Origin of the sequence: Mucilaginibacter flavidus, from assembly GCF_024055575.1 — a bacterium.
Lineage (GTDB): Bacteria > Bacteroidota > Bacteroidia > Sphingobacteriales > Sphingobacteriaceae > Mucilaginibacter > Mucilaginibacter flavidus.
Window position 1 is genome coordinate 134,888 of record NZ_JAMXOE010000006.1, and the last position, 21,330, is coordinate 156,217.

Genomic DNA, 21,330 nt, shown 5'->3' on the forward strand with positions numbered 1-21,330 from the left:
CATAACTATCAATAAATCAACTCATACAACCTCCGGTTCTACGAATTATTACCCTATTTCACTAAACCATAAATCCGGGACTATTTCATTCTTCGTTAATTGTAATAGCAGTGTAAATTTTAACCACCGCGACAATTGATCAACAAACTAAAAAATCACGATGATGAAAAAGACAATCAAAAAAATCCTTCTTTACAGCCTCGGTACCTTTTTGTTTCTCGTTTTGGTTCTTGCTGTTCATATCTATTTCGTCTATCGCCCGGCTCCTAACGCAAACACAAGGGTAATGGCACGCATTGATATTAAGCAACCGATAAGCCAGGATGATGCCAACAAAATCACCTCATGGATGGCGCATGAAAAAGGAATTGACCACGCGGTGGTAAACGCACAAAACAGGAACGTGGTGTTCACCTTCTTCCCGTTAAAAACTACCGGCGATCGGGTCACCCAAGATTTAAAATCAAATTTTGCGCTTAAAGCCGAAAGATTTGTCCCAAGCGGCGAACAAATGAAGAGCGGGTGCCCTGTGGCTTCTACCTCTTATGCTTACAAAATATATAAAGTAATCTCAAACATAATTTAAAAACAAAACCCATGAAAAAAGTATCAAACTTATTATTTGCGGCAACGGCATTGTTAGCAGTACTGGCAATTGAATCGTGCAGCAATAAATCAAACAATGTTACACCGGTTAAACCTACGCTTTATGATTCCCTTGGCGGAACTGCTATGGTTAATGACCCTGCGAAAGCAGGGACTATGATTGAAAAAGGCCGGTTAGGCATTCGCTCAGTTATCGACAGTACAATTTTCGTAATTGCAGGCGATAGCAGGATCAATGGCCATTTCACCGTGTTGCTGGCCGAAGTTACAAAGGGCGACCTTTCCGGCTTTACTGAGTTGAGCGACAACCTTACAACCTTTGTTGCCGTAGCTACAGGTGCAAAACATTATACATACAACGGCATGAGTATGACTGAAGCGCACGATCCGGCAAAAAATTCACGTATGAATGGAAAAGCTTCCAGCGCTGATTTTGACGCATTTGTGGATGATTTGGTAAAAGGCGCTAATAAAAACGGACTGCCTGCAAATTTGCTTGGTTCAGTAGGCAAAATTGTTGTTAGCCTAAAGGCACAGGTTGTTCAAAAGTAATTGCAATAGTTGGTTTGTTTAATCTATCGAAAAAGCCCGGATTTATTCCGGGTTTTTTCATTAATAAAACTACGCAATGCCTAATGACAATTGCGTGACAGTAAAATTGTATTTCTTAACAACCGAAGCGCTTAAAATAACGTAATTAATTAAAAATCAGGTATATGAAGATAATAAAACCTATCGATATCGCTCATTTTTTCGCAATTGGCATCAATTATAAGAAAGCTGATGCGAGCATAAGAGGCCAATTTGCCATCTGTAACGAAGGTTATCAGCGCATTTTGGAACTGGCTCCTGCTTATAATATCGATAGTTTATTTGTTTTATCAACCTGCAACCGAACAGAAATTTATGGATTCGCGCCCAATTCAGACTTGTTAATTGACCTTTTATGTACTCAAACCAAGGGTGACAGCGAAACATTTGCCGAGCTGGCTTATTCAAAAAATGGTGCAAAAGCAGTTGAACATTTATTTAACGTTGGCGCCGGTTTAGATTCGCAAATACTGGGTGACTATGAAATAACCGGACAACTAAAACAGGTGATTAAGCTGTCAAAAGCTCATGGGATGTTAAATTCATTTTTGGAACGGCTGGTCAACAATGTATTGCAATCATCGAAAACGGTAAAAAACGAAACCAAATTAAGCGGCGGGACTGTTTCTGTTTCATTCGCAGCTATACAATACATCAAACGTCATGTTGAAATTAACCACGCTACAAAAATTTTACTTGTTGGTACAGGAAAAATCGGACGTAATACTTGCAAAAATCTGGTCGATTATTTAAAAACCAGCAACGTTACACTCATCAACAGGTCAGAAGACAAGGCCGCACAACTCGCTGCCGAATTAGGCTTAAAATGCGCCCCCTTATGTGATTTGGACGATCACATCAAAACATCTGACATTATCCTGGTGGCCTCAAACGCCTGTGAACCAGTTGTGTTAGCCTCGCATCTTGTAAATTGCGGCGAGAAGCTTATTATCGATCTATCGGTGCCTTATAATGTAGAAGAATTTGCAGCCACCCTCCCTAACATCACTTTAGTTAACGTTGATATGCTTTCGAAACTTAACGATGAAACTTTGAAAGCACGTGAAGCAGAAAAACCAAAAGCTCAGGAAATAATCGCCATACAAATGGACGGCTTTATGGATTGGTATACGATGAGCAAGAATGCCCCCGCATTAAATGCCATTAAAACCAAGCTAAGCCAAATATACCAGCAACAAGAAACCAGTCTATATCGAAATAGTGTGCGTTCCATCTTTGTTGATGAGAAAAAAATACAGTGCGTTGTTAAAATGGCTGCAAATAAAATGCGCCGTGATAATCTTCAGGGCTGTTATTACCTGGAAGCTATTAATGAGTTTATGGCAACTGCATAAATCAGTTTCGTTCCGCCGGGTACTATACAACTCCACTTTAATTATGATCGTTGCCGTCTTATCGTAATACTTTATTTGATGCTGTATATACTATTAAAAATCAGATTGTTTTGTTTCAATCTGTGTACTAATTTCACCTGATATCTTTAGGGTTGGTGCGGTTATCTGCGCTTTTGTTATAGTTGCCGGTAATAAATAATATCACTATGATTAATAGGATTTTTAGCATCAGCTTGTTTTACAATCCGCCAAACCAGTCTATCCATTTTTTAATCAACGCCGTCCTGTCCTTTAAATACTTGGGGCCAAAGAAGATACTCGACCAATCATCAAAATTTTCGTACTGAAAGCCCAGGTAAAACACCCAAAAGCCGAACCCCAGACATTGTATAGCTTTCAACTCATCGTCGTGAAGCGGCCTTCCTTTTCGGTAATTTTCAACAAATAAAGCAAATGCGCGTTCGGCCTCCCCGCGCGATATTTTACCGTAAGTGGCTTCTAAAAAGTAGTGAATATAAAACGACATTATATCATTAGCGAGGTAGCCCTTGCCGGCAAAATCAAAATCGAAAAAGGTAATCTGGTTATTACTATCGAAATGGAAGTTCTTTGGCAGAAAATCGTACTGGCAATAGCCGTAGCTAAAATTATTATAATTGAATTGATTGAGCCGGGCAATTACCTTTTTGGCAGTACTTGTTAAATAATCATATTCATCCGGCAGGTCAGTAAATGCCGGTTTAATGGTTTCAAGCGGACTGGTAATTGTACTTTCAATACTAAATGATATCCTGCTGTTTTTCAGATCAATATCGGAAGTTAGATTATGAATCGCTGCCATTTCTTGCCCCAGTACGGCCAACTGCGCATCATTCATATCGTTTATAACCTGGCCTTGTGCGAAACTAAATAATACGCCGTGCCGCGTGCCCTCTATCGCATTAAAAGTTTGAATTTTATGACCAGATAAATCGGCAACCGGATACGATACTTTCGCACCTCTTTCAGCAAGTATAGTAAGCAACTCTACCTCGCCTGCTATCTCATCAAGTTTACGATGGGCATCGCGGTAAATTTTAAGAATGTATTTATCTGCCGGATCTTCAATAATGTAAGTATCGCTCACATTGTGAATGAGCAAACGACAAGCCGTATCGGAAAATCCATAACATTTTGAAATAAAACCATTTAAAGCCTTTGCCGAAAGTGTAGAATACTGCGCGGGGAAAATATCCATTGTTGATCCGGTGATTGTATAGCGCGCAAAAGTATCAATTACCTTTCAGCTTTCGCCGTTAACCTTTCAGCTTTTACCCCCTTTTAGATATTTCCCTTCTTCAATTCGTCCGCAGCAAAATTAGCCGCACGGGCAGTTAAAGCCATATAAGTTAATGACGGGTTTTGGCAGGCAGACGAAACCATACAGGCACCATCAGTAACAAACACGTTTTTAGCATCCCAAACCTGGTTATGCTCGTTCAACACCGATGTTTTCGGGTCGCGGCCCATGCGGGCGGTGCCCATCTCGTGGATGCCATCGCCTACGTTATGCCCCCTGTCCCACGATTGAACGTTTTTTACGCCTGCATTTTCCAGCATTTCGCGCGCCTCTTTTACAATATCAACCCGCATTTTTTTCTCGTTGTCTTTTATTTCGGCGTCCATGGCCAAAACCGGCAGGCCCCATTTGTCTTTCCTGTCTTTATCCAGCGTTATTTTATTGTCGTGGTACGGTAGCAACTCACCAAACCCACCAATGCCGATGGTCCATTGCCCGGGTTCGGTAATTGCCTCTTTAAAGGCTGCGCCTACGTTCAACTCTGCAACATTCCTGCTCCACCCCTCGCGGCTTGCTGCTCCCTGGTAGCCAAAGCCACGCATATAATCGCGCTTGGTATCGCCGGGCAGGTTGGCAAACCTCACTAAATAAATACCGTTCGGCCTCCTGCCAAAATAATATTTATCCTCATATCCTTCAATGTTGCCAGATGCACCCAGGTTATAATGATGATCCATTATGTTATGCCCAAGTTCGCCACTACTACTGCCCAAGCCATCGGGCCAAATATCAGTTGCCGAATTCATCAATACCCATGCGCTGTTCAGTGTTGATGCATTTACAAACACAATTTTTGCATGGTATTCGTAGGTTTGGTGGGTTTCAGCGTCAACTATTTCAACGCCCGTTGCTTTTTTTGAGTTTTTATCGTAGATGATTTTGGTAACAACGGAAAAAGGCCTTACCGTTAAATTACCGGTTGCCACAGCCGCCGGCAAAGTTGACGATTGCGTGCTAAAATACCCCCCAAACGGGCACCCTTCCCAGCAACGGTTCCTGAAATGGCAGGCAGTTCTATCCGGAATTGCCTCGGTAAGATTAGCGCTGCGGCCAATTATCATATGGCGGGTGTTGTTGTAGTGTTTTTTCAAACGTTCAGCTACATCTTTTTCCACCACATTTAAATCCATCGGCTTCAAAAAATGACCATCCGGTAGTTGCGGCAGGCCTTCTATCGAACCATTTACGCCAGCAAATTTCTCTACATGATCGTACCACGGCGCAAGGTCTTTATAGCGTATGGGCCAGTCAATTGCCCAACCGTCTTTGGCATTAGCTTCAAAGTCAAAATCGCTCCAGCGATAGCTTTGGCGTCCCCATAAAATAGAACGGCCACCCAACTGGTATGACCGCCACCAGTTAAATGGCTTTATTTCGGTATAGGGTGCGTCCTGTTCGTTGGCCCAATAATCCATAATCGGCTCGTAAGCGCCCCAGTTGCGCGAAATAACCGGGCGCGCATGCCGCTCCGTTTGCGTCGGGTTGCCGCGGTGTTCAAGTTCCCAGGGGTCTTTTGCGGCAGATTTATAATCTTTTAAATGTTCAAAATTACGCCCGCGCTCCAGCATTATGGTTTTTAGCCCCCGGCCGGTAAGCTCTTTGGCTGCCCAGCCGCCACTTATACCGGATCCGATTACAATCGCATCATAGGTGTTATTGATTTTAGCCTTGCCGTTGATGTTTACAGTATCTGCTGCCATGTTTTGCGTTTGTTGGTTTGCATGTGTGAAATCGATTGCATAATTGGTTTTACAATAATATCAAAATGCATTAACTAAAACAATGTTGTAATTGTATTATGAACATTTATGTCTTTGATTCCCGTCGCGTATAAAACCATACATCCACATTAGCGTTATACTACAAAATTTAGTAATTTGCGCTATATTTACTACAATGAGCATAACCACCTATGGCTTACAGGATATAAAAAAAGAAATTCAGCACTTGCCGCAAGAGCAGGTTGCCGAGCTTTGCCTGCGCCTGGTGCGTTATAAAAAGGAAAACAAAGAATTGCTGGCTTACCTTTTATTTGAAGCAAATGACGAACATGCATTTGTTGAAAAAGTAAAGGCCGAAGTTGGCTTTATGCTTAGCCAGTTGCCTTCACATAGCTATCTCGCTTCAAAAAGTGTGCGTAAGGTATTGAGGCTGATAAGCAAGTACACCAAGTTCATGGCATCAAAACCGGCTGAAATAGAACTACTGCTTAATTTTTGCAATAATTACCTGCAATACATCAACCGCAACACCTCGTACAAACCGCTTCGGATGATACTGGTTAGGCAGGTGCAAAAAATAAACGCCAGCATAAATAAACTGCATGAGGATTTGCAGTTTGATTACAGCCAGGAGTATAATACCTTAATTACAGCGGCTGAAAATAAATTCCCATGGTTTTACAAGAATGACTATTTGTTGTAACATCTTTGGTGTTTTAAAATCTAACCAATAAATTAACTGATAGTGGCAGAAAAAGAAGCAGCTTTTAAGAAGATTTACGAAGCCAATTCAAAAAAAATCTACCATTTGTGCTACGGTTATACAGGTGATGATGACGCTGCGAGCGACCTTTTACAGGAAACCTTTTTAAAAGTCTGGCAAAACCTCGACAAATTCCGCAACCAGGCCATGATATCGACCTGGATATACCGTATTGCTGTTAATACTTGCCTCACCTACTTGCGGTCGGAAAAACGACAGGCAAAAGACGAGCTTACACCCTTAATATCTGAAACAAAAAAAGAAGAAGTATCTGAAAAAAACGAGCAGGTGGCGCTGCTCTATAAGTGCATATCGAAGTTGGAAGAATCAGAAAGAATTATTATTACATTGGTACTTGATGAGGTGCCATACCCCGAAATCGCTGAAGTTTCGGGGATATCAGAAGGAAATCTGCGGGTGAAAATTTATCGTATTAAACAAAAACTAACCGAATTGTATAACCACTATGAAAGAATTTGAGCATTTAATGTCGGTTTGGCAGGGACAGCCAAAACACGACAAGCTTTCGGTGGACGAGGCGTTAAAGCAGGTGAAGAAAGGGATACGCGGCATAACCAGTAAACTTTACTGGGGTATTGTTGCCATGATTGGGTTGATAGTTTGCGCCTTTATTATAACTTTCTTTTTTGCTTTCCGCTCTCCCGCCACTATAGTCGGCATATTGCTGATTTTAGTAACCATGCTGCTATACTTGTCCCTTATAGTACGCCACTACCACATCTTGAACAAGCACGACCTCACTCAAAACCCAACGGAATACCTCAATACGCTTAAAGAATATCAAAAAAACCGCACCAAAACTATCGGCTGGTTTTACTATGTTTTTATGCTGATGATAAGCACTGGCCTGGCGCTGTATTTTATTGAGGTATTGGAGGATGCACCCACCTACTTTAAACTGGTAACCTATGGCTCTATCATCATTTGGTTTTTGTTTATAACCTTTTATTTAAAACCGAGGATGTTTAAAAATGAAGAGGAAAAGCTAAATTTAATGATCGACAGATTGATTCGCCTGCAGGAGCAGTTTGATTAGTCTTAATTTGAAAATTTGATGATGTGTTGATTTGAAAATTATTATTCTTGTACCTAGGTTTTCAACAAGTTCAAATTGGCAAACATTCAAATCAAAAAAGTACAGCTCTCGCAGGCTGATACGCTATTAACTTATAGCAAAAAAACATTTTACGAGTTTTTCGCTCATTTAAATGAGCCTGCAAATATGGAGGCCTACTCTTCCGTTGCGTTTACAATGCAAAATATGCAAAGCCAGCTTAGTAATCCGGATTCTGAATTTTATTTTGCAATGCTCGATAACGTAATCGTCGGCTATATGAAACTAAATTTTAACGACGCGCAAACAGAATACAAGGATAAAAATGCGCTGGAAGTTGAACGTATTTATGTATCAGGGGAGTATCATGGTAAACAAATCGGGAAGCAATTACTCGATTTTGCCTTAAACACAGCCCGAAGCAAGCAATTTGCCTACGTATGGCTGGGCGTATGGGAACACAATGAAAAGGCTTTGGGTTTTTATAAACACCAAGGTTTTGAACTTTGCGGCAGCCATGATTTTATGTTGGGTGATGACAAGCAGACGGATTTACTAATGAAGAAAGAACTATGATTTTTTGGATTTATTTGATGGCAGGATATCTTCAGTCCGCTTAAATCTTATAATCCAATAAATCCTAAGAATCTTAGTTCAGCCACGCATAAAAGGGTTAAAGTTCCTCGTTCCAATCTCCATGCCTGCCGCCCGGCAAACCGTTTTATCGCCAAATTTGAAGTTTATTTTGTCCATTGCCTGGTAAAGCCTTATTTGTTCCTCGTTGTCTTCAAAAAGGTTTATCTGGTAACTTCCGGTTGCCAGGTTGCTTAGCCTTACTCCTATTAGTCTTATCGGCCGGTGCTGGTTCCAGGCTTTTTTCAGCAGGTTTTTCACACCGGGTATCAGTATGTGTTCGGCGGCAGTTAGTGGTATTTTTTCCTGTTGGGTGTGGGTCTCAAAATTGGCATAACGCACTTTTATAGCCAGGCAGGATGCCAGTTTGTTTCCCTTGCGCAATTTGGACGATAATTCTTCCGTCATCGAAACAAGTATAGTTTCAATATTTTGCCTGTCGGCGATGTTGGTATGAAAAGTGTGTTCAGTTGATATAGATTTACGTTCGCTGTGGGGGATGATCTCACCATGGTCAATGCCCTGCGCCTTTTCCCAGATAAAGCGGCCCATTTTGCCAAAAACAGATTCCAAAAACCGAATATCCATTTTTTGCAGTTGACCAATGCGTTCAATTCCATATTGAAAAAGTTTCTGACTGGTGCTCTCGCCCAATCCCGGAATTTTAGTAATGGATAGTGGTGCTAAAAACTGTTTCTCAGCGCCGTGTGGAATATACAGCTGCCCATTAGGCTTAGCCTGGTTGGTAGCCATTTTGGATACCGTTTTGCCCGACGACATGCCGAAAGATATTGGAAGTTCGGTATCCTTCATTATTTTTTGTCGTAACTCGGATGCATGCTTGTAGCAATTATGAAAGCGGTCCATGCCGGTATAATCGACATAAAACTCATCTACTGATGTTTTCATAAATAGCGGTACCGCGTTATTGATAATGTCAGTCACCTCGCGACTGGCCTCGCCGTAGCGCCCGTGTGAGCCCCGCAAAAATATAGCATGCGGACAAAGCTTATATGCCTGTTTTGTTGGCATCGCCGAATGGATGCCATATTTACGCGCTTCATAGCTACAACTTGCTACCACTCCCCGCTCAGCCGAGCCACCTATAATTACAGGTTTGCCAATCAACGACGGGTCGAATTTTCGCTCTACTGAGACGAAAAACGAATCGAGGTCGATATGCATAATGATGCGTTTGGCTGACATGAGCCAAATGTAGCAAATACTAATATAATTAGCAAATGCAAATAGAGGTAAAACACGAAAGGCTAAGCTTAAAAGGTTTTTTGATTTTACTTGGGTAACTGCTTCATGTAATCTGCAATATCCTGTTCGTTCTTATCTTCAGATTTGCCCATGCTTTCAACAATATTCTCCCGCTCTTTTTCGCTGCGGTTTTGGCTTAGCTTCTTTTTGGCCTGCAAGTCGTCCACAATAATTTGGAAGGCAACAATACCTTTCATCATTTTACTTTTATAATCGTCCGAAAGGCTTTCGTACTGTTTTAAATAATCGGCCTCATAATATTTAATGGTTTCTGCAAGTAAAGCAGCTTTTTCATCCTCATTATCTAATATAACGCAGTTGCCATAAGCGTGAACAGCAAGGTAATTCCACGTTGGTACGTTCTGTTCTTTTTCGTAGTTTTTAGGCGAGATGTATGCGTGTGGTTCGGTAAATATCACCAGCGATTTATTGTCGATAATATCTGCTGATTGCGGGTTGGCTTTGGCAAGGTGTGATTTTAAAATAACTTTATCATTCACTCGAGTTATAATGAACGGCAGATGCGTAGCAACCGGTACACCATCTTTAGCAGTGATTATTGTGGCGAAGCTGTAGCGCTGCATGAAGGCCACTATTTCTTCGATATCTTCAAACTTATTGATAGATGGGATAAACATGCAGTAAATTTAGCGATTGCGGTTACTTCAATAAAATTTGATTCAGCAGATTTTCTGGTAGATTAATAAATCGTGTATTACCATTAAGAAACAACTCGCAATCGCACTCACCCTTAACCATCGATGTGATATGTTTATACTAATCAAAGTACGACCATTCCCGCGACCTCGGCGAATAAATGAAGCGGCCTTTGGTATCCCAGTGAATTTCTGTGGCTGTTCTAAAAATTAATCTAAATTCCTCTTTTTCAGTATAGATACAAAGCCTGCCTAAATCGTCTATTTCAATGGAAATGACAAAATCAGAGTTCAACTTAGCCCCTCCAGCATCCTCTTCAACACAGCTTGCGCCGCCCATACCCTATTTGCCGCTTCATGAACCACAATTGATGCTGGCCCGTCGAGTATTTCGGATGAGAGCTCTAAATCACGCCTTACAGGCAAACAATGCATCACTTTAGCCTCATTGGTAATCTTTAAACGCTCATTAGTCAGCATCCAATCTTCATTTACCAGCGTAACTTGCCCATAAGGCTCGTAAGCCGACCAGTTTTTCACGTAGATAAAATCGGCATCAGCCAATGCTTCATCCTGGTTATTGGTAATTGTTGCACCTTTTGTAAAATCCGCACAAAGCTCGTATCCTGCCGGTTGGGCTATAGTAAACTCAACATCAGCCTTACACATCCATTCAGCAAATGAATTCGGCACAGCCTGCGGTAAAGGCTTGATATGCGGCGCCCAGGTCAATACAACCTTGGGGCGGCTGCGGGTTTTAAGCTCTTCAATGGTTATCAAATCGGCAAGGCTTTGCAATGGGTGACGTGTTGCCGATTCCAAACTAACCACCGGTACGCCGCAAAACTGCACAAACTTATTGAAAATCATCTCGCTATAATCCTCATCCCTGTCTTTTAAACCAGGGAAGGAACGCACACCGATGATATCAGCATATTGTCCCATCACGGCAGTTGCCTCACGAATATGTTCAACTGTAGTGCCATTCATTATTACATTGTCGCGCAGTTCCAATGCCCAGCCTTCTTTGTCCATATTCAACACCATCACGTTCATGCCCATGTTAAGCGCGGCTTTTTGGGTGCTCATACGGGTGCGAAGGCTCGGGTTTAAAAACACCAGGGCCATGGTTTTATTTTCACCCAAATCCTTATATGCGTAGGGGTTTTCCTTCAAATGCAGCGCCTCTTTCACAAGTGCGTTTACATCAGGAACATCATTTACAGAGGAAAATAGTTTCATAGGCCCCAAACCCCTAAAGGGGCTTTTAAATAGTTAAACAATATTTATAATTTCTTGCCTCTTCATTCCCCCTTGAGGGGGTTAGGGGGCTAAAATAGTTCCAAATGCTTCTAAAAATCTGTCGGCATGTACCTTCGTCAAATTCAGAGCAGGTAATAGCCTTACCACGTTTGGTTTAGCCTCGCCGGTAAATATATGGTGTTTAAATAGTAACTCTTTACGCACGTGCGCAAATTCAGCCGGCAGTTCGATGCCGATCATCAGTCCGCGACCACGTACTTCGGTAACCTGTTTAAATTTACGAACTTCCTCCATTAAATAACCGCCCACTTCGGCTGCATTTTGCATCAGGTTATCGCGTTCCATTACTTCCAATACCGCTAGGCCAGCCGCACATGCCAAATGGTTACCGCCAAAGGTAGTGCCCAACATACCGTAAGCCGGTTGTATTTTGGGCGATATGATAATACCTCCTATAGGGAACCCATTGCCCATGCCTTTTGCCAGGGTGTAGATATCTGCATCAACGCCTGCAAAATCATGAGAAAAAAACTTGCCGGTACGCCCATATCCGCATTGCACCGAATCAGCGATGAACACAGCGTTATTAGCGTCACAAAGCGAACGTATTTTTTGCAAAAAACTTTCCGGCGCAACCTGTATGCCGCCTACTCCCTGTATGCCTTCAATAATTACCGAGGATATTCCATTTTCTGCAAAAGCATGCTCCAAAGCCGCTTCGTCCTTCCATGGTAAAAATATTACGTTCTCTGTTTCATTAACCGGGGCAATAATCTTAGGATTGTCCGTTGCCGAAACCGCCAGAGATGTACGACCGTGAAAAGCGCCTTTAAAAGCTATAACTTTCTTTTTTCCATTATAAAATGAAGCCAGTTTTAATGCATTTTCATTAGCCTCTGCACCCGAATTACACAAAAACAGCTGATAATCTTCTTTGCCGGATACATGACCCAACTTCTCAGCAAGCTGTTTTTGCAATGGAATTTCTATCGAGTTCGAATAAAAACCAATTTGGTGCAGCTGGTCCTCCAGGCGTTTAACATAATGCGGGTTGGTATGGCCGATAGATATTACGGCGTGGCCGCCGTAGAGGTCAAGATATTCATTTCCCTTATCGTCATAAACCAGACTGCCAACGCCTTTTACAATGTTAATTGGATTTATAGGATATACGTCAAATAGTTTCATAGGCCACAAACCCCTAAAGGGGCTTAAAATTTTGTTATTACTTTAGTTAATTCAACGGTTTTGTCACCCAGTCGTTCTCCCTTTAGGGGGCCAGGGGGCTAAAACGCTGTTGCTTTCAGTCTTAACCCCGCTTTTTCATCTAACCCAAACATCAAATTCATATTCTGCACCGCTTGTCCAGACGCACCTTTCAATAAATTGTCAATAATACTTATTATCAAAAGCTTACCACCGTGCTTTTTAACCTGCAAAAAGCACTTGTTGGTATTCACAATTTGTTTCAGATCTATATTATGGCTGGTTACATGTGTAAAAGCATGTGTATCATAATATTGATGGTAGAGCTTTAACGCCTCTGCTTCTGATAACTCGCAATCAATATACATCGATGCTATTATCCCGCGGGTAAAATCACCACGATATGGAATGAAGTTTATCGGCTGGTTAAAACCGGGTTGCAATTGTTTTAATGATTGTCCTATCTCGTTCAGGTGCTGGTGTTCAAAAGCCTTGTAAACCGAAAGGTTATCATTTCTCCAGGTAAAGTGCGAAGTTGGCGATAAGCTTTGTCCCGCGCCGGTAGAACCAGTGGTTGCGGTGATATGCACCTCCCCTTTTAGCAACCCTTTTGATGTAAGTGGCAACAGCCCCAATTGCAAACAAGTAGCAAAGCAGCCGGGATTAGCAATATTCTGTGCCTGTTTGATGGCTTCCTTGTTTAATTCGGGCAAACCATACACAAAGGTCTTAGTCCGGGTTTTATGGCCAGAGGCATCGTTGCTCAACCTGAAATCCTGGCTAAGGTCGATTATCTTTATGTCGGCCGGGATTGGGTTGGCTTCCAAAAACTTCTTCGCGTCGCCATGGCCCACACACAGGAACAGCACATTGATATTGTACGCCAGTTCGGCTGCAAATTTCAGATCCGTATCGCCAAATAAATCGGTGTGCACGTCATAAACATGGTTGCCTGCGTTGCTGATGCTGTGCACAAATACCAGCTCAACATTCGGATGGTTGATAAGGATGCGCAGCATCTCGCCACCCGTATATCCAGCACCACCGACGATGCCTGCTCTTACTTTGGTTTTTGAAATGTTCTCTGCTCCCATTACCTTACGAATTAACTTTATGATATATCATTACCTGGTTGCCGAATATTTTCGAGAAACCTTTTACGTCTTCACCGCTCCATGCATTGTTCATCTCGCCGTAACTTCCAAATTTGTTCGACATCAGATCATGTGCTGACTCAATACCTATTACCTGGAACCGGTATGGATGCAGTTGCACAAAAACTTTCCCACTAACGTTTTGCTGGGTATCGCTCAAAAATGCTTCGATGTTGCGCATAATCGGATCGTGGAACTGTCCTTCATGCAACCAGTTTCCATAGAACGATGAAAGCTGGTCTTTCCATGATAGTTGCCATTTGGTAAGCACGTGTTTTTCTAAAGTATGGTGGGCTTTAATAATCACCATTGGCGCAGCTGCCTCAAACCCTACACGGCCTTTTATGCCGATGATAGTATCGCCAACATGTATGTCGCGGCCAATTCCGTAAGGTTGGGCAATCGCTTGCAGCGCCTGTATAGCTTTAGTCGGATGGTCAAATTTCTCGCCATCAATGCCAATTAGTTCGCCCTTTTCAAATAACAGTTCGATATCCCTCACTCCTGTTTCGCTAACCTGCGTAGGCCATGCTTCTTCAGGCAACCCAAGATTTGACGTTAAAGTTTCCTTACCACCAACCGAAGTACCCCAAATACCTTTATTAATAGAATATTTAGCTTTTTCAAAATTCATCTCCACGCCATGATCTTTCAGATATTGAATTTCGGCCTCGCGGCTTAACTTTAAATCGCGTATAGGCGTGATGATTTGAACTTCAGGAACAAGGATGTTGAATATCATATCAAACCGCACCTGGTCGTTTCCCGCGCCGGTGCTGCCGTGGGCAACAAATTCGGCGCCTATTTCTTTTGCATAGTTAGCAATGGCTGTTGCCTGGCTGACACGCTCAGCGCTTACCGATAGCGGATAAGTGTTATTTTTCAATACGTTGCCGTATATCAGGAAGCGAACGCAGGTATTGTAGAAATTTTCGGTTTCGTCTACCACATGATGACTTGTAACACCCATTTTGTAGGCGCGTTCTTCAACACCCTTCAATTCATCTTCGCTAAAACCGCCGGTGTTTACAATTACACTGTGAACTTCGTAACCTAAGTCCTGTGTTAAATATATGCAACAAAACGAGGTGTCTAATCCTCCGCTATACGCTAAAACAACTTTCTTTTTCATTGATGTATCTGATGTAGAGACACAATACTTTGTGTCCCTGAATTTATATTATTACCTGATTACCCGTTCCGGATGAGACGCAAAATATTGCGTCTTTACGATTAATTTAATAGGCTGTAGAGAACTTTTCAATTCTGCGTTTTATCGCATTCTCAATGCGCTCCAACAACGTAGCTTTGTGCGTAATCTTTTTCATTTTGTCCTCGTACTCCTTCTGTTTTTCAGCCGGGTCGAACAACATGGCGGTGCACATGCAGTTTTTGCGGCCCTTGCTCGTCAATATATCGTAATTGACACAGCTTTTGCAACCGGCCCAAAAATCCTCGTCCTGCGTAAGCTCCGAATAGGTTACCGGTTCATAACCCAGTTCGGAGTTAATTTTCATAACCGCTAATCCTGTGGTAAGCCCGAATATTTTTGCGTTGGGATATTTTTTACGCGACAAATTGAAGATATTTTCCTTTATCGCTTTGGCAAGGCCTTCTTTCCTAAACTGCGGACTAACAATCAAACCGGAATTGGCCACAAAATCGCCGTGGCTCCATGTTTCGATGTAGCAAAAACCAGCCCATGTGCCATCTTTATGGAATGCAATTACTGCTTTGCCTTCCAGCATTTTGTTGGCTACGTATTCAGGTGAACGTTGTGCGATGCCTGTTCCGCGTGCTTTGGCCGATTCGGCCATCTCATCGCAAATTTGGGGGGCAAAATCAACGTGCTGGGCAGTTGCAACCTGTATATCAAAATCTTTAATCATTATTAATGGAAAAATTACCGTTAAATTAATTGCCTTTTACAGCGTTAATAACCAGATGATTTTTGTGGGATAAAAGCGCAAAGTATTGCGTCTTTAAGAGGCTCGGGATGAGAAAGTATATCAAGCCCGTGGCATATACGGCCTTCGTCGTGACGGAGAAAATAAAAAAACGTTTGAAAGCAAAGCAGCGGCAACCGGCGCAAAAAGCGCTTTAGTTACGGGCTTATTTAAGCTTTGTTGGTTCATTTTTTTAGTTGCTAGTGGTGTTTTTTAAATTTTGTGCAAATTATCGCATTATTTTTTGCTTATGCAAGAAATAATTTATTTGATTACGTTAAGTTGATTGAGAGTTAATAATTGAATTGTTGATTGAGTTCATTTAGCTTGTCCAACAATATCATTCAAAATCATCTCCGCATGTACCCGGGAATTCTCGATAAACCACAAGTGCGTATCCATTCCACCGCAAACTACGCCCGCCAGGTAAAGACCCGGTAAATTGGTTTCCATAGTTTCAGGGTTATAATGGGGGATAAATTTATCGTTGGTTAAAGTTATACCCAGTTTCTTCAGAAATTCAAAATTTGGCCGATACCCGGTCATCGCCATAACGAAATCATTCGGGATGGTAACAGTGCCTTCCGGAGTCGCGATATCTACCACATGCTCACGCACAGCTGTAAGACTGGAATTGAAGTAAGCTTTTATACTCCCCTCTTTTATGCGGTTCAAAATATCAGGCCTTACCCAATATTTAACCCTGTGACTAACATCATCACCGCGAATAACCAGCGTGACCTCAGCCCCTTTGCGGTATGTTTCCAGCGCCACGTCGATAGCCGAATTGCTGGAACCCACTACCACTACTTTTTGCATTGCGTAATAATGCGGGTCTTTATAATAATGTTTTACTTTCGGAAGATCTTCACCAGGGATATCCAGTTTTACAGCAATATCATAAAACCCGGTTGACAGAATCACTTTTTTTGCTTGGTAAGTCGCCTTGCTGGTAGTTACCGTAAAAATGTCGTTCTCCTTGACCAACCCGGTTACTTCCTCAAACAGCTTAATGGGCAGGTTATTTGAAGTTGCCACCCTGCGGTAATACTCCAGAGCCTCGGCCCGGGTTGGCTTATTGCTGATGGTTACAAATGGAATGCCTCCTATTTCCAGTTTTTCCGATGTAGAGAAAAACGTCATAGTAGATGGGTAATTATATAACGAATTTACCAGACAGCCTTTTTCAACAATTAAAAAACTTAAACCGGCTTTTTGCGCAACAAGTCCGCATGCAATTCCTATTGGGCCGCCGCCTATGATGAGTATATCGAGCATTAGTTAGAAGATGTTTATTGCGAAGATAGTCGGTTTGGTTGATAGTTGATGGTTCATAGTTCATGACCGAATAAAAGAAGACAAAAAACCGACGAATGTTAAGGTGCGATGCCGTTAAGGATGTACTAATAAATTTGTTGCGGTTGTTGAAGTTTATTTTAACATTCAACATGCGGGCTTAAAAAGTTAATTCCACAAAAAAAGGGTAAGCTACTTTTATCGCGCCGCTCAACTCTCTACCCTTGCTGTGTTCCCACCCTGGGGGAGTTCAAGAGGAGCTGGCCGTAAAAGACTTACCCCGCCGCAAAGATATAAAAACCTTTGTTTCCGGTTAATAAATTGTTAAAAAAGAGGCTTTATTGTGATAAGGCACAGGTGTTTTAATGCTGAAATATTGTTATACAGTTAGTTACACTAAATTAAAAAAGACTGAATTGTACCGCGTTTACCGGCTTTTCGGCCATTACTGGGGCCTTTAGCTTCGAATTGATGAAAGTATTAAAGTCTAAACGGCGGTTAAATGGTATTTCTTTGTAAACTTTATAACAGTTGTCATGCCCTATCATGTCGCGGCGCAATATGGTTAACTTATCAACTTTAAATTCTTCGCGCCATTGCTGTTTGCTAACATAAGGCCAAAGTTTATTAAACGATTGCCCCGGCAAATTGCGCGCCATCACGATATGTGGCACAAATGTGCCACCACTAAAAAAACGTTTCAAATGTTTAAACCATAACGTGCTTTCCGGCGATTGTTCCAGCCGTGCATATATCGTTGGGTTTTCTTCCTGATGGAAAAAATCAAATCCATCAATGGCGGTTACCAGCGGCGGCAGGGTTAACAACTCGCGCTCCAGTTTGGGCAGCAGTGCTTCAATCCAAACAGGCTTTTTACGCGGCCATTGCTGTATGCTGACGTGCGCCTTTGAGTGCCGCCCATCGTAATTGCCAACTATAGCGGCACTGTCGTCTTTAATACGTCTTATGCGTTTGCAAATGCTGTCACTCGGTGTAAGCACTATAAGGTAGTCCTGGTAACCTGTCATAACTCGTCGTTTTTGATAAAACAAATATTACTAATAAATTTAGCATTTACAAATTGAATTGAAAATAAGTTAAAGTAATTTCATTCACCACTCACCTTAAAACGCAAGCAACTTATTACCAAAATGCAGTTCCCTGAAGATTTTCCATTCGGACTGTTCAGCAAAGGTATCGCGATGTAAAACGGTAAGGCCATTAACAATAAAGCGATGCTTTAAATCGCGATTTTCAAAATTGGGCCATAGTTTATTAAAAGCAGTTACCGGGATGTTGCGGGCAACAGTAATATGCGGCACAAAATTCGGAAGTTTTATACCCATTTGGATGGTTAACAACTTAAACCAGTTTTCGGCACGTTCGTTCATCTCAATTTTGGCGTAGATAGTCCGCACGCTACGGCCATTGCTGAAGTACGCAAAGCCATTAAGATATAGTTCAACAGGCGGCATAGTGCTAAGTCGTTGACCCATCCGAACAATTGCCGGCTGTGCCAAAAACGGCTTGCAACGCACCTGGTGAGTAACCGAAATATACGCCCTGCTATGCATCCCCTCAAAATGCCCGATTGCGTTTACCGAAGCCCGCTTATACCTGCTGATTTCCTTAACCAGCCCAGGCGGCAAAGAAATTATCATCAAATAATCGGCATAAGCATTCATAAACAGCAATTAAATTACATTGCTAAAATGCTAAATATTTTAGCATTTTCAATCTGTTGTTTATAAATATTTGTGGACTGGATTATTCGGGCTCACTTTTCTTCATTGAAGCATCTATCAACTTGTTCAATGTTAGCCCCTGCACCACTATCGAAAATATCACTATAAAATAGCTGCCGCAGAGTATTACATGCCGGTAAGGGCTTATTGGCAGTGATAGAGCCAGCGCAATAGAAATACCTCCCCTTACCCCGGCCCAGGTTAGTATATTGATATTTTTATAATTTACATTTAATGTTCGCCGTAAAAAGGTAAGCGGCAATATGATACTTATCCAGCGGGCAATTAGTATCAGTATAATTGCTATCCCACCGGTTAACCAATAATTGGTTATGTAAGGCAGGTTCACCATTTGCAGGCCGATCATCACAAATAGAATAGTATTCAGCATTTCGTCAATCAGTTGCCAGAATTTTTCGAGCGCTTCGTGCGAGCGTTCCTTTTCGTCAATATTAATTGTACGATTGCCCATAAACAGCCCGGCAGATACCACAGCAAGCGGAATGGATAAATCGAGATAAGTAGCAATAACCGAAATACTCATCACCGCCGATAGTGAAACCAAAACAATGGTCTGAAAATCGGTTATCGACTTCATGAGCCGGAAGGCAACAAAGCCCAATATTATACCCAGCGTAATACCGCCGACAACCTCACGCGCGAACAGTAGTGCTGTTTGCGCAAAAGTTATATTGTCTACCCCCGACTTTATTGCCTCTAATATGGTTATAAACAACACCAAACCGACTCCATCGTTAAATAACGATTCGCCCGATATAATAGTAGCAAGGTTGGAAGGTAGCTTTGAGGTACGAATGATCGCCCCGACAGCTACAGGGTCGGTAGGCGAAATTAGCGCGCCAAATAACAGGCAGTATACGAAAGACATGTGAATATTAAACAGCATAGTGCCATAATAAAACAATGCGCCAAATGCTGCCGTAGATATAATTACGCTGAGTGTGCTTAAAATAAAAACCGGTTTCAACTCCCGCCGCAGTCGTTTGGTGTTAGAGGTGAACGAACCGGCAAAAAGCAGGAAACCCAGCATGATGTTTAAAACAGTGCCCGAAAAATTGATGTGTTTTGCCAGCACAGTAAGATAACCGGCGATAGAAGGATTTAGCTTATCGACAGCAATAGTTACTATCGACACTATAATTGCGATAGTAATAATACCGATGGTGCCGGGCAGCTTAAAAAACCGGGCATTGAGATACGAGTAGAAAGCGCTTACAACAACAAGCAGCGCGATAATAAGGAATAGTCCCATTGATAATTAATTACCATAATAAGGTATTAACCGGCAAAATGTTTTACACGGGCCATTACCTATTTTGATGACTGGTTGGCCAGGCGCGTTTCGGTATTAAAGCTTCTTACTACAAGCCTGTTATCGCTGTTTTTATTAAAATAGTTTATAACCCAACTTATAAATATTATTCCCTTATTTGAGAAACCCGCCAGCGACATAATGTGAACCACTCCCCATAGCAGCCAGGCAAAAAAACCCTGAAAATGCAACTTGCCCAAATCTGCAACGGCCTTGTTACGGCCTATGGTGGCCAGTGTTCCCTTGTCTTTATAAATAAACGGCTCGGTAGGTTCACCTTTAATTAAATGAATTAAGTTTTTACCCAGCCACTGCCCCTGTTGTATCGCTGCAGGAGCCACACCGGGGTGCCCATTTGGGATTGCGTCGGTAATTATTGCAGCTACATCACCTATAGCAAAAATATTCTGATACCCCTTTACCCGGTTTATTTCATCCGTTTGTATGCGTGAACCACGAATAACAACATCAGCTGGAATGCCATTTGGGACTTCACCCTTCACTCCTGCCGCCCAAAGCACGTTCCGGGTTTTTATGGTTTTGCCGTTATCAATAGTTAAATAAAACCCGTCGTAGCTTTGCACATGGGCGCTGTTGTATATAATTACATCGCCATCAGTTAAAAACTTTTTAGCAGCCGCCGATGCGGGTTCAGTCATACCAGCCAATAGCCGGTCCTTACCTTCTACCAGGTAAACGCGCATATCATATTTGCTCAACCCGTGGTAATCTTTGCCTAAAATCAAGTGCCGCATTTCGGCAAGTGCACCCGAAAGTTCAACACCTGTTGGCCCGCCGCCGACTACAACAAAGGTCATTAGTGCAAATTTTTCGCGCATGTCGGTGGTAACCAGGGCAGTTTCCAAATTTTGCAGGATAAGACTGCGCAGGTTCAATGCCTCCGGGATATTCTTCATCGGCATCGCAAAATGCTCTATCTGTTCATTGCCGAAAAAGTTGGTATTTGAACCGGTTGCAATTACCAGGTAATCGTAATGGATGGTTCCTATATCGGTTGATATGGTATTGCTTTCCGGGTTTATCTTTTGCACTTCGGCCATATTAAAGCTGAAGTTTTCCTGTTTAGTAAATATTCTGCGGATAGGAAATCCTACAGAGTCGGCCGCGATTGAGCCGATAGCCACCTGGTATAACAGCGGCTGAAAAGTGTGATAATTATGCTTATCAAGCAACAGTATATCAACCGGTGCCTTTTTTAATTTTTGTGCTAATGCCAGTCCGCCAAATCCGCCGCCAATAATCACCACCCGCGGCCTGGAACCGCCATTTTTATCTTCAGATGTAACAGTAAACATATACGTTTGTAAAAATTCAATATTACACAATCTTTCATAAATGCATTGTAAACTTATTGTGTAGCC

The 21,330-nt window shown here is 42.1% G+C and carries 22 protein-coding genes and 1 other RNA gene; 7 read left to right on the forward strand and 16 right to left on the reverse strand.

What is annotated here, in order from left to right:
- Positions 1-160: 160 nt before the first annotated feature.
- The 3 genes from NAF19_RS12040 to hemA all read left to right on the forward strand — a co-directional run bounded on the left by NAF19_RS12040 (position 161) and on the right by hemA (position 2,552).
- A complete protein-coding gene (locus NAF19_RS12040; RefSeq protein ID WP_252790301.1) occupies positions 161-586 on the forward strand; it encodes a hypothetical protein in 426 nt (141 codons plus the stop codon).
- An 11-nt stretch (positions 587-597) separates the two neighbouring features.
- Entirely contained in the window at positions 598-1,158 is a 561-nt protein-coding gene (locus NAF19_RS12045) for a globin family protein (protein ID WP_252790302.1), read from the forward strand.
- A 164-nt stretch (positions 1,159-1,322) separates the two neighbouring features.
- Positions 1,323-2,552: a glutamyl-tRNA reductase gene (gene hemA, locus NAF19_RS12050; RefSeq protein ID WP_252790303.1), complete on the forward strand. Its 1,230-nt coding sequence runs from the start codon at positions 1,323-1,325 to the stop codon at positions 2,550-2,552.
- Positions 2,553-2,790: 238 nt separating this feature from the next.
- Here the strand turns inward: hemA and NAF19_RS12055 are convergent, their stop codons facing one another.
- Entirely contained in the window at positions 2,791-3,789 is a 999-nt protein-coding gene (locus NAF19_RS12055; RefSeq protein ID WP_252790304.1) for a phosphotransferase enzyme family protein, read from the reverse strand.
- A gap of 83 nt (positions 3,790-3,872) precedes the next feature.
- Positions 3,873-5,591: a GMC oxidoreductase gene (locus NAF19_RS12060; protein ID WP_252790305.1), complete on the reverse strand. Its 1,719-nt coding sequence runs from the start codon at positions 5,589-5,591 to the stop codon at positions 3,873-3,875.
- Positions 5,592-5,787: 196 nt separating this feature from the next.
- Here NAF19_RS12060 and NAF19_RS12065 point away from each other — a divergent pair, with 196 nt between their 5' ends.
- The 4 genes from NAF19_RS12065 to NAF19_RS12080 all read left to right on the forward strand — a co-directional run bounded on the left by NAF19_RS12065 (position 5,788) and on the right by NAF19_RS12080 (position 8,026).
- Positions 5,788-6,315 (forward strand): hypothetical protein, encoded by a 528-nt coding sequence (locus NAF19_RS12065; protein ID WP_252790306.1) that lies wholly within the window; start codon positions 5,788-5,790, stop codon positions 6,313-6,315.
- 42 nt (positions 6,316-6,357) lie between these two features.
- A complete protein-coding gene (locus NAF19_RS12070; protein WP_252790307.1) occupies positions 6,358-6,855 on the forward strand; it encodes an RNA polymerase sigma factor in 498 nt (165 codons plus the stop codon).
- Positions 6,842-7,432 carry a hypothetical protein gene (locus NAF19_RS12075; RefSeq protein WP_252790308.1) on the forward strand — a complete coding sequence of 197 codons (591 nt, stop codon included), beginning with the start codon at positions 6,842-6,844 and terminating at the stop codon, positions 7,430-7,432. The genes NAF19_RS12070 and NAF19_RS12075 overlap by 14 nt, the downstream gene beginning before the upstream one ends.
- A 75-nt stretch (positions 7,433-7,507) precedes the next feature.
- Positions 7,508-8,026: a GNAT family N-acetyltransferase gene (locus NAF19_RS12080; RefSeq protein ID WP_252790309.1), complete on the forward strand. Its 519-nt coding sequence runs from the start codon at positions 7,508-7,510 to the stop codon at positions 8,024-8,026.
- 78 nt (positions 8,027-8,104) lie between these two features.
- Here the strand turns inward: NAF19_RS12080 and dinB are convergent, their stop codons facing one another.
- The 14 genes from dinB to NAF19_RS12145 form a co-directional block, all read right to left on the reverse strand.
- Positions 8,105-9,289 (reverse strand): DNA polymerase IV, encoded by a 1,185-nt coding sequence (gene dinB, locus NAF19_RS12085; RefSeq protein WP_252790310.1) that lies wholly within the window; start codon positions 9,287-9,289, stop codon positions 8,105-8,107.
- Between the two features lie 86 nt (positions 9,290-9,375).
- Positions 9,376-9,987, reverse strand: a complete 612-nt coding sequence (locus tag NAF19_RS12090; protein ID WP_252790311.1) for an FMN-binding negative transcriptional regulator — start codon at positions 9,985-9,987, stop codon at positions 9,376-9,378.
- A 139-nt stretch (positions 9,988-10,126) separates the two neighbouring features.
- A complete protein-coding gene (locus NAF19_RS30745; protein ID WP_370362874.1) occupies positions 10,127-10,345 on the reverse strand; it encodes a hypothetical protein in 219 nt (72 codons plus the stop codon).
- Complete coding sequence (locus tag NAF19_RS12095; protein ID WP_252790312.1) at positions 10,297-11,247, reverse strand: Rossmann-fold NAD(P)-binding domain-containing protein; 951 nt, start codon at positions 11,245-11,247, stop codon at positions 10,297-10,299. Before NAF19_RS12095 ends, NAF19_RS30745 begins: the two co-directional genes overlap by 49 nt.
- Positions 11,248-11,328: 81 nt before the next feature.
- Positions 11,329-12,456, reverse strand: coding sequence for an aspartate aminotransferase family protein (locus NAF19_RS12100; RefSeq protein ID WP_252790313.1), 1,128 nt, complete (start codon positions 12,454-12,456; stop codon positions 11,329-11,331).
- A gap of 98 nt (positions 12,457-12,554) precedes the next feature.
- Positions 12,555-13,568, reverse strand: a complete 1,014-nt coding sequence (argC, locus tag NAF19_RS12105; protein ID WP_252790314.1) for an N-acetyl-gamma-glutamyl-phosphate reductase — start codon at positions 13,566-13,568, stop codon at positions 12,555-12,557.
- A 4-nt stretch (positions 13,569-13,572) separates the two neighbouring features.
- Complete coding sequence (argG, locus tag NAF19_RS12110) at positions 13,573-14,760, reverse strand: argininosuccinate synthase (RefSeq protein ID WP_252790315.1); 1,188 nt, start codon at positions 14,758-14,760, stop codon at positions 13,573-13,575.
- 106 nt (positions 14,761-14,866) lie between these two features.
- Complete coding sequence (locus tag NAF19_RS12115) at positions 14,867-15,520, reverse strand: GNAT family N-acetyltransferase (protein WP_252790392.1); 654 nt, start codon at positions 15,518-15,520, stop codon at positions 14,867-14,869.
- Between the two features lie 372 nt (positions 15,521-15,892).
- Positions 15,893-16,852 carry a YpdA family putative bacillithiol disulfide reductase gene (locus NAF19_RS12120; RefSeq protein ID WP_252790316.1) on the reverse strand — a complete coding sequence of 320 codons (960 nt, stop codon included), beginning with the start codon at positions 16,850-16,852 and terminating at the stop codon, positions 15,893-15,895.
- Positions 16,853-17,052: 200 nt separating this feature from the next.
- An RNA gene (gene ffs / locus NAF19_RS12125) (signal recognition particle sRNA small type) lies at positions 17,053-17,151 on the reverse strand.
- Positions 17,152-17,271: 120 nt separating this feature from the next.
- A complete protein-coding gene (locus tag NAF19_RS12130) occupies positions 17,272-17,898 on the reverse strand; it encodes a 2'-5' RNA ligase family protein (protein WP_252790317.1) in 627 nt (208 codons plus the stop codon).
- Positions 17,899-17,994: 96 nt separating this feature from the next.
- The gene (locus NAF19_RS12135; RefSeq protein ID WP_252790318.1) at positions 17,995-18,555 is read right to left on the reverse strand and encodes a 2'-5' RNA ligase family protein; all 561 of its coding nucleotides are present in this window, start codon (positions 18,553-18,555) and stop codon (positions 17,995-17,997) included.
- 82 nt (positions 18,556-18,637) lie between these two features.
- A complete protein-coding gene (locus NAF19_RS12140) occupies positions 18,638-19,888 on the reverse strand; it encodes a cation:proton antiporter (protein ID WP_252790319.1) in 1,251 nt (416 codons plus the stop codon).
- A gap of 59 nt (positions 19,889-19,947) precedes the next feature.
- Positions 19,948-21,264 (reverse strand): NAD(P)/FAD-dependent oxidoreductase, encoded by a 1,317-nt coding sequence (locus NAF19_RS12145; protein ID WP_252790320.1) that lies wholly within the window; start codon positions 21,262-21,264, stop codon positions 19,948-19,950.
- Positions 21,265-21,330: the final 66 nt, after the last annotated feature.

What these genes read in the sequence shown, in the direction of transcription:
- argG (WP_252790315.1), bottom strand. Translation starts at nt 14,760, where the DNA reads ATGAAAAAGAAAGTTGTTTTAGCGTATAGCGGAGGATTAGACACCTCG.
- NAF19_RS12040 (WP_252790301.1), top strand. Translation starts at nt 161, where the DNA reads ATGATGAAAAAGACAATCAAAAAAATCCTTCTTTACAGCCTCGGTACC.
- hemA (WP_252790303.1), top strand. Translation starts at nt 1,323, where the DNA reads ATGAAGATAATAAAACCTATCGATATCGCTCATTTTTTCGCAATTGGC.
- NAF19_RS12100 (WP_252790313.1), bottom strand. Translation starts at nt 12,456, where the DNA reads ATGAAACTATTTGACGTATATCCTATAAATCCAATTAACATTGTAAAA.
- NAF19_RS12045 (WP_252790302.1), top strand. Translation starts at nt 598, where the DNA reads ATGAAAAAAGTATCAAACTTATTATTTGCGGCAACGGCATTGTTAGCA.
- NAF19_RS30745 (WP_370362874.1), bottom strand. Translation starts at nt 10,345, where the DNA reads ATGGGCGGCGCAAGCTGTGTTGAAGAGGATGCTGGAGGGGCTAAGTTG.
- NAF19_RS12145 (WP_252790320.1), bottom strand. Translation starts at nt 21,264, where the DNA reads ATGTTTACTGTTACATCTGAAGATAAAAATGGCGGTTCCAGGCCGCGG.
- argC (WP_252790314.1), bottom strand. Translation starts at nt 13,568, where the DNA reads ATGGGAGCAGAGAACATTTCAAAAACCAAAGTAAGAGCAGGCATCGTC.
- NAF19_RS12130 (WP_252790317.1), bottom strand. Translation starts at nt 17,898, where the DNA reads ATGACAGGTTACCAGGACTACCTTATAGTGCTTACACCGAGTGACAGC.
- NAF19_RS12120 (WP_252790316.1), bottom strand. Translation starts at nt 16,852, where the DNA reads ATGCTCGATATACTCATCATAGGCGGCGGCCCAATAGGAATTGCATGC.
- NAF19_RS12140 (WP_252790319.1), bottom strand. Translation starts at nt 19,888, where the DNA reads ATGGGACTATTCCTTATTATCGCGCTGCTTGTTGTTGTAAGCGCTTTC.
- NAF19_RS12055 (WP_252790304.1), bottom strand. Translation starts at nt 3,789, where the DNA reads ATGGATATTTTCCCCGCGCAGTATTCTACACTTTCGGCAAAGGCTTTA.
- NAF19_RS12075 (WP_252790308.1), top strand. Translation starts at nt 6,842, where the DNA reads ATGAAAGAATTTGAGCATTTAATGTCGGTTTGGCAGGGACAGCCAAAA.
- NAF19_RS12065 (WP_252790306.1), top strand. Translation starts at nt 5,788, where the DNA reads ATGAGCATAACCACCTATGGCTTACAGGATATAAAAAAAGAAATTCAG.
- NAF19_RS12060 (WP_252790305.1), bottom strand. Translation starts at nt 5,591, where the DNA reads ATGGCAGCAGATACTGTAAACATCAACGGCAAGGCTAAAATCAATAAC.
- NAF19_RS12090 (WP_252790311.1), bottom strand. Translation starts at nt 9,987, where the DNA reads ATGTTTATCCCATCTATCAATAAGTTTGAAGATATCGAAGAAATAGTG.
- NAF19_RS12095 (WP_252790312.1), bottom strand. Translation starts at nt 11,247, where the DNA reads ATGAAACTATTTTCCTCTGTAAATGATGTTCCTGATGTAAACGCACTT.
- NAF19_RS12135 (WP_252790318.1), bottom strand. Translation starts at nt 18,555, where the DNA reads ATGAATGCTTATGCCGATTATTTGATGATAATTTCTTTGCCGCCTGGG.
- dinB (WP_252790310.1), bottom strand. Translation starts at nt 9,289, where the DNA reads ATGTCAGCCAAACGCATCATTATGCATATCGACCTCGATTCGTTTTTC.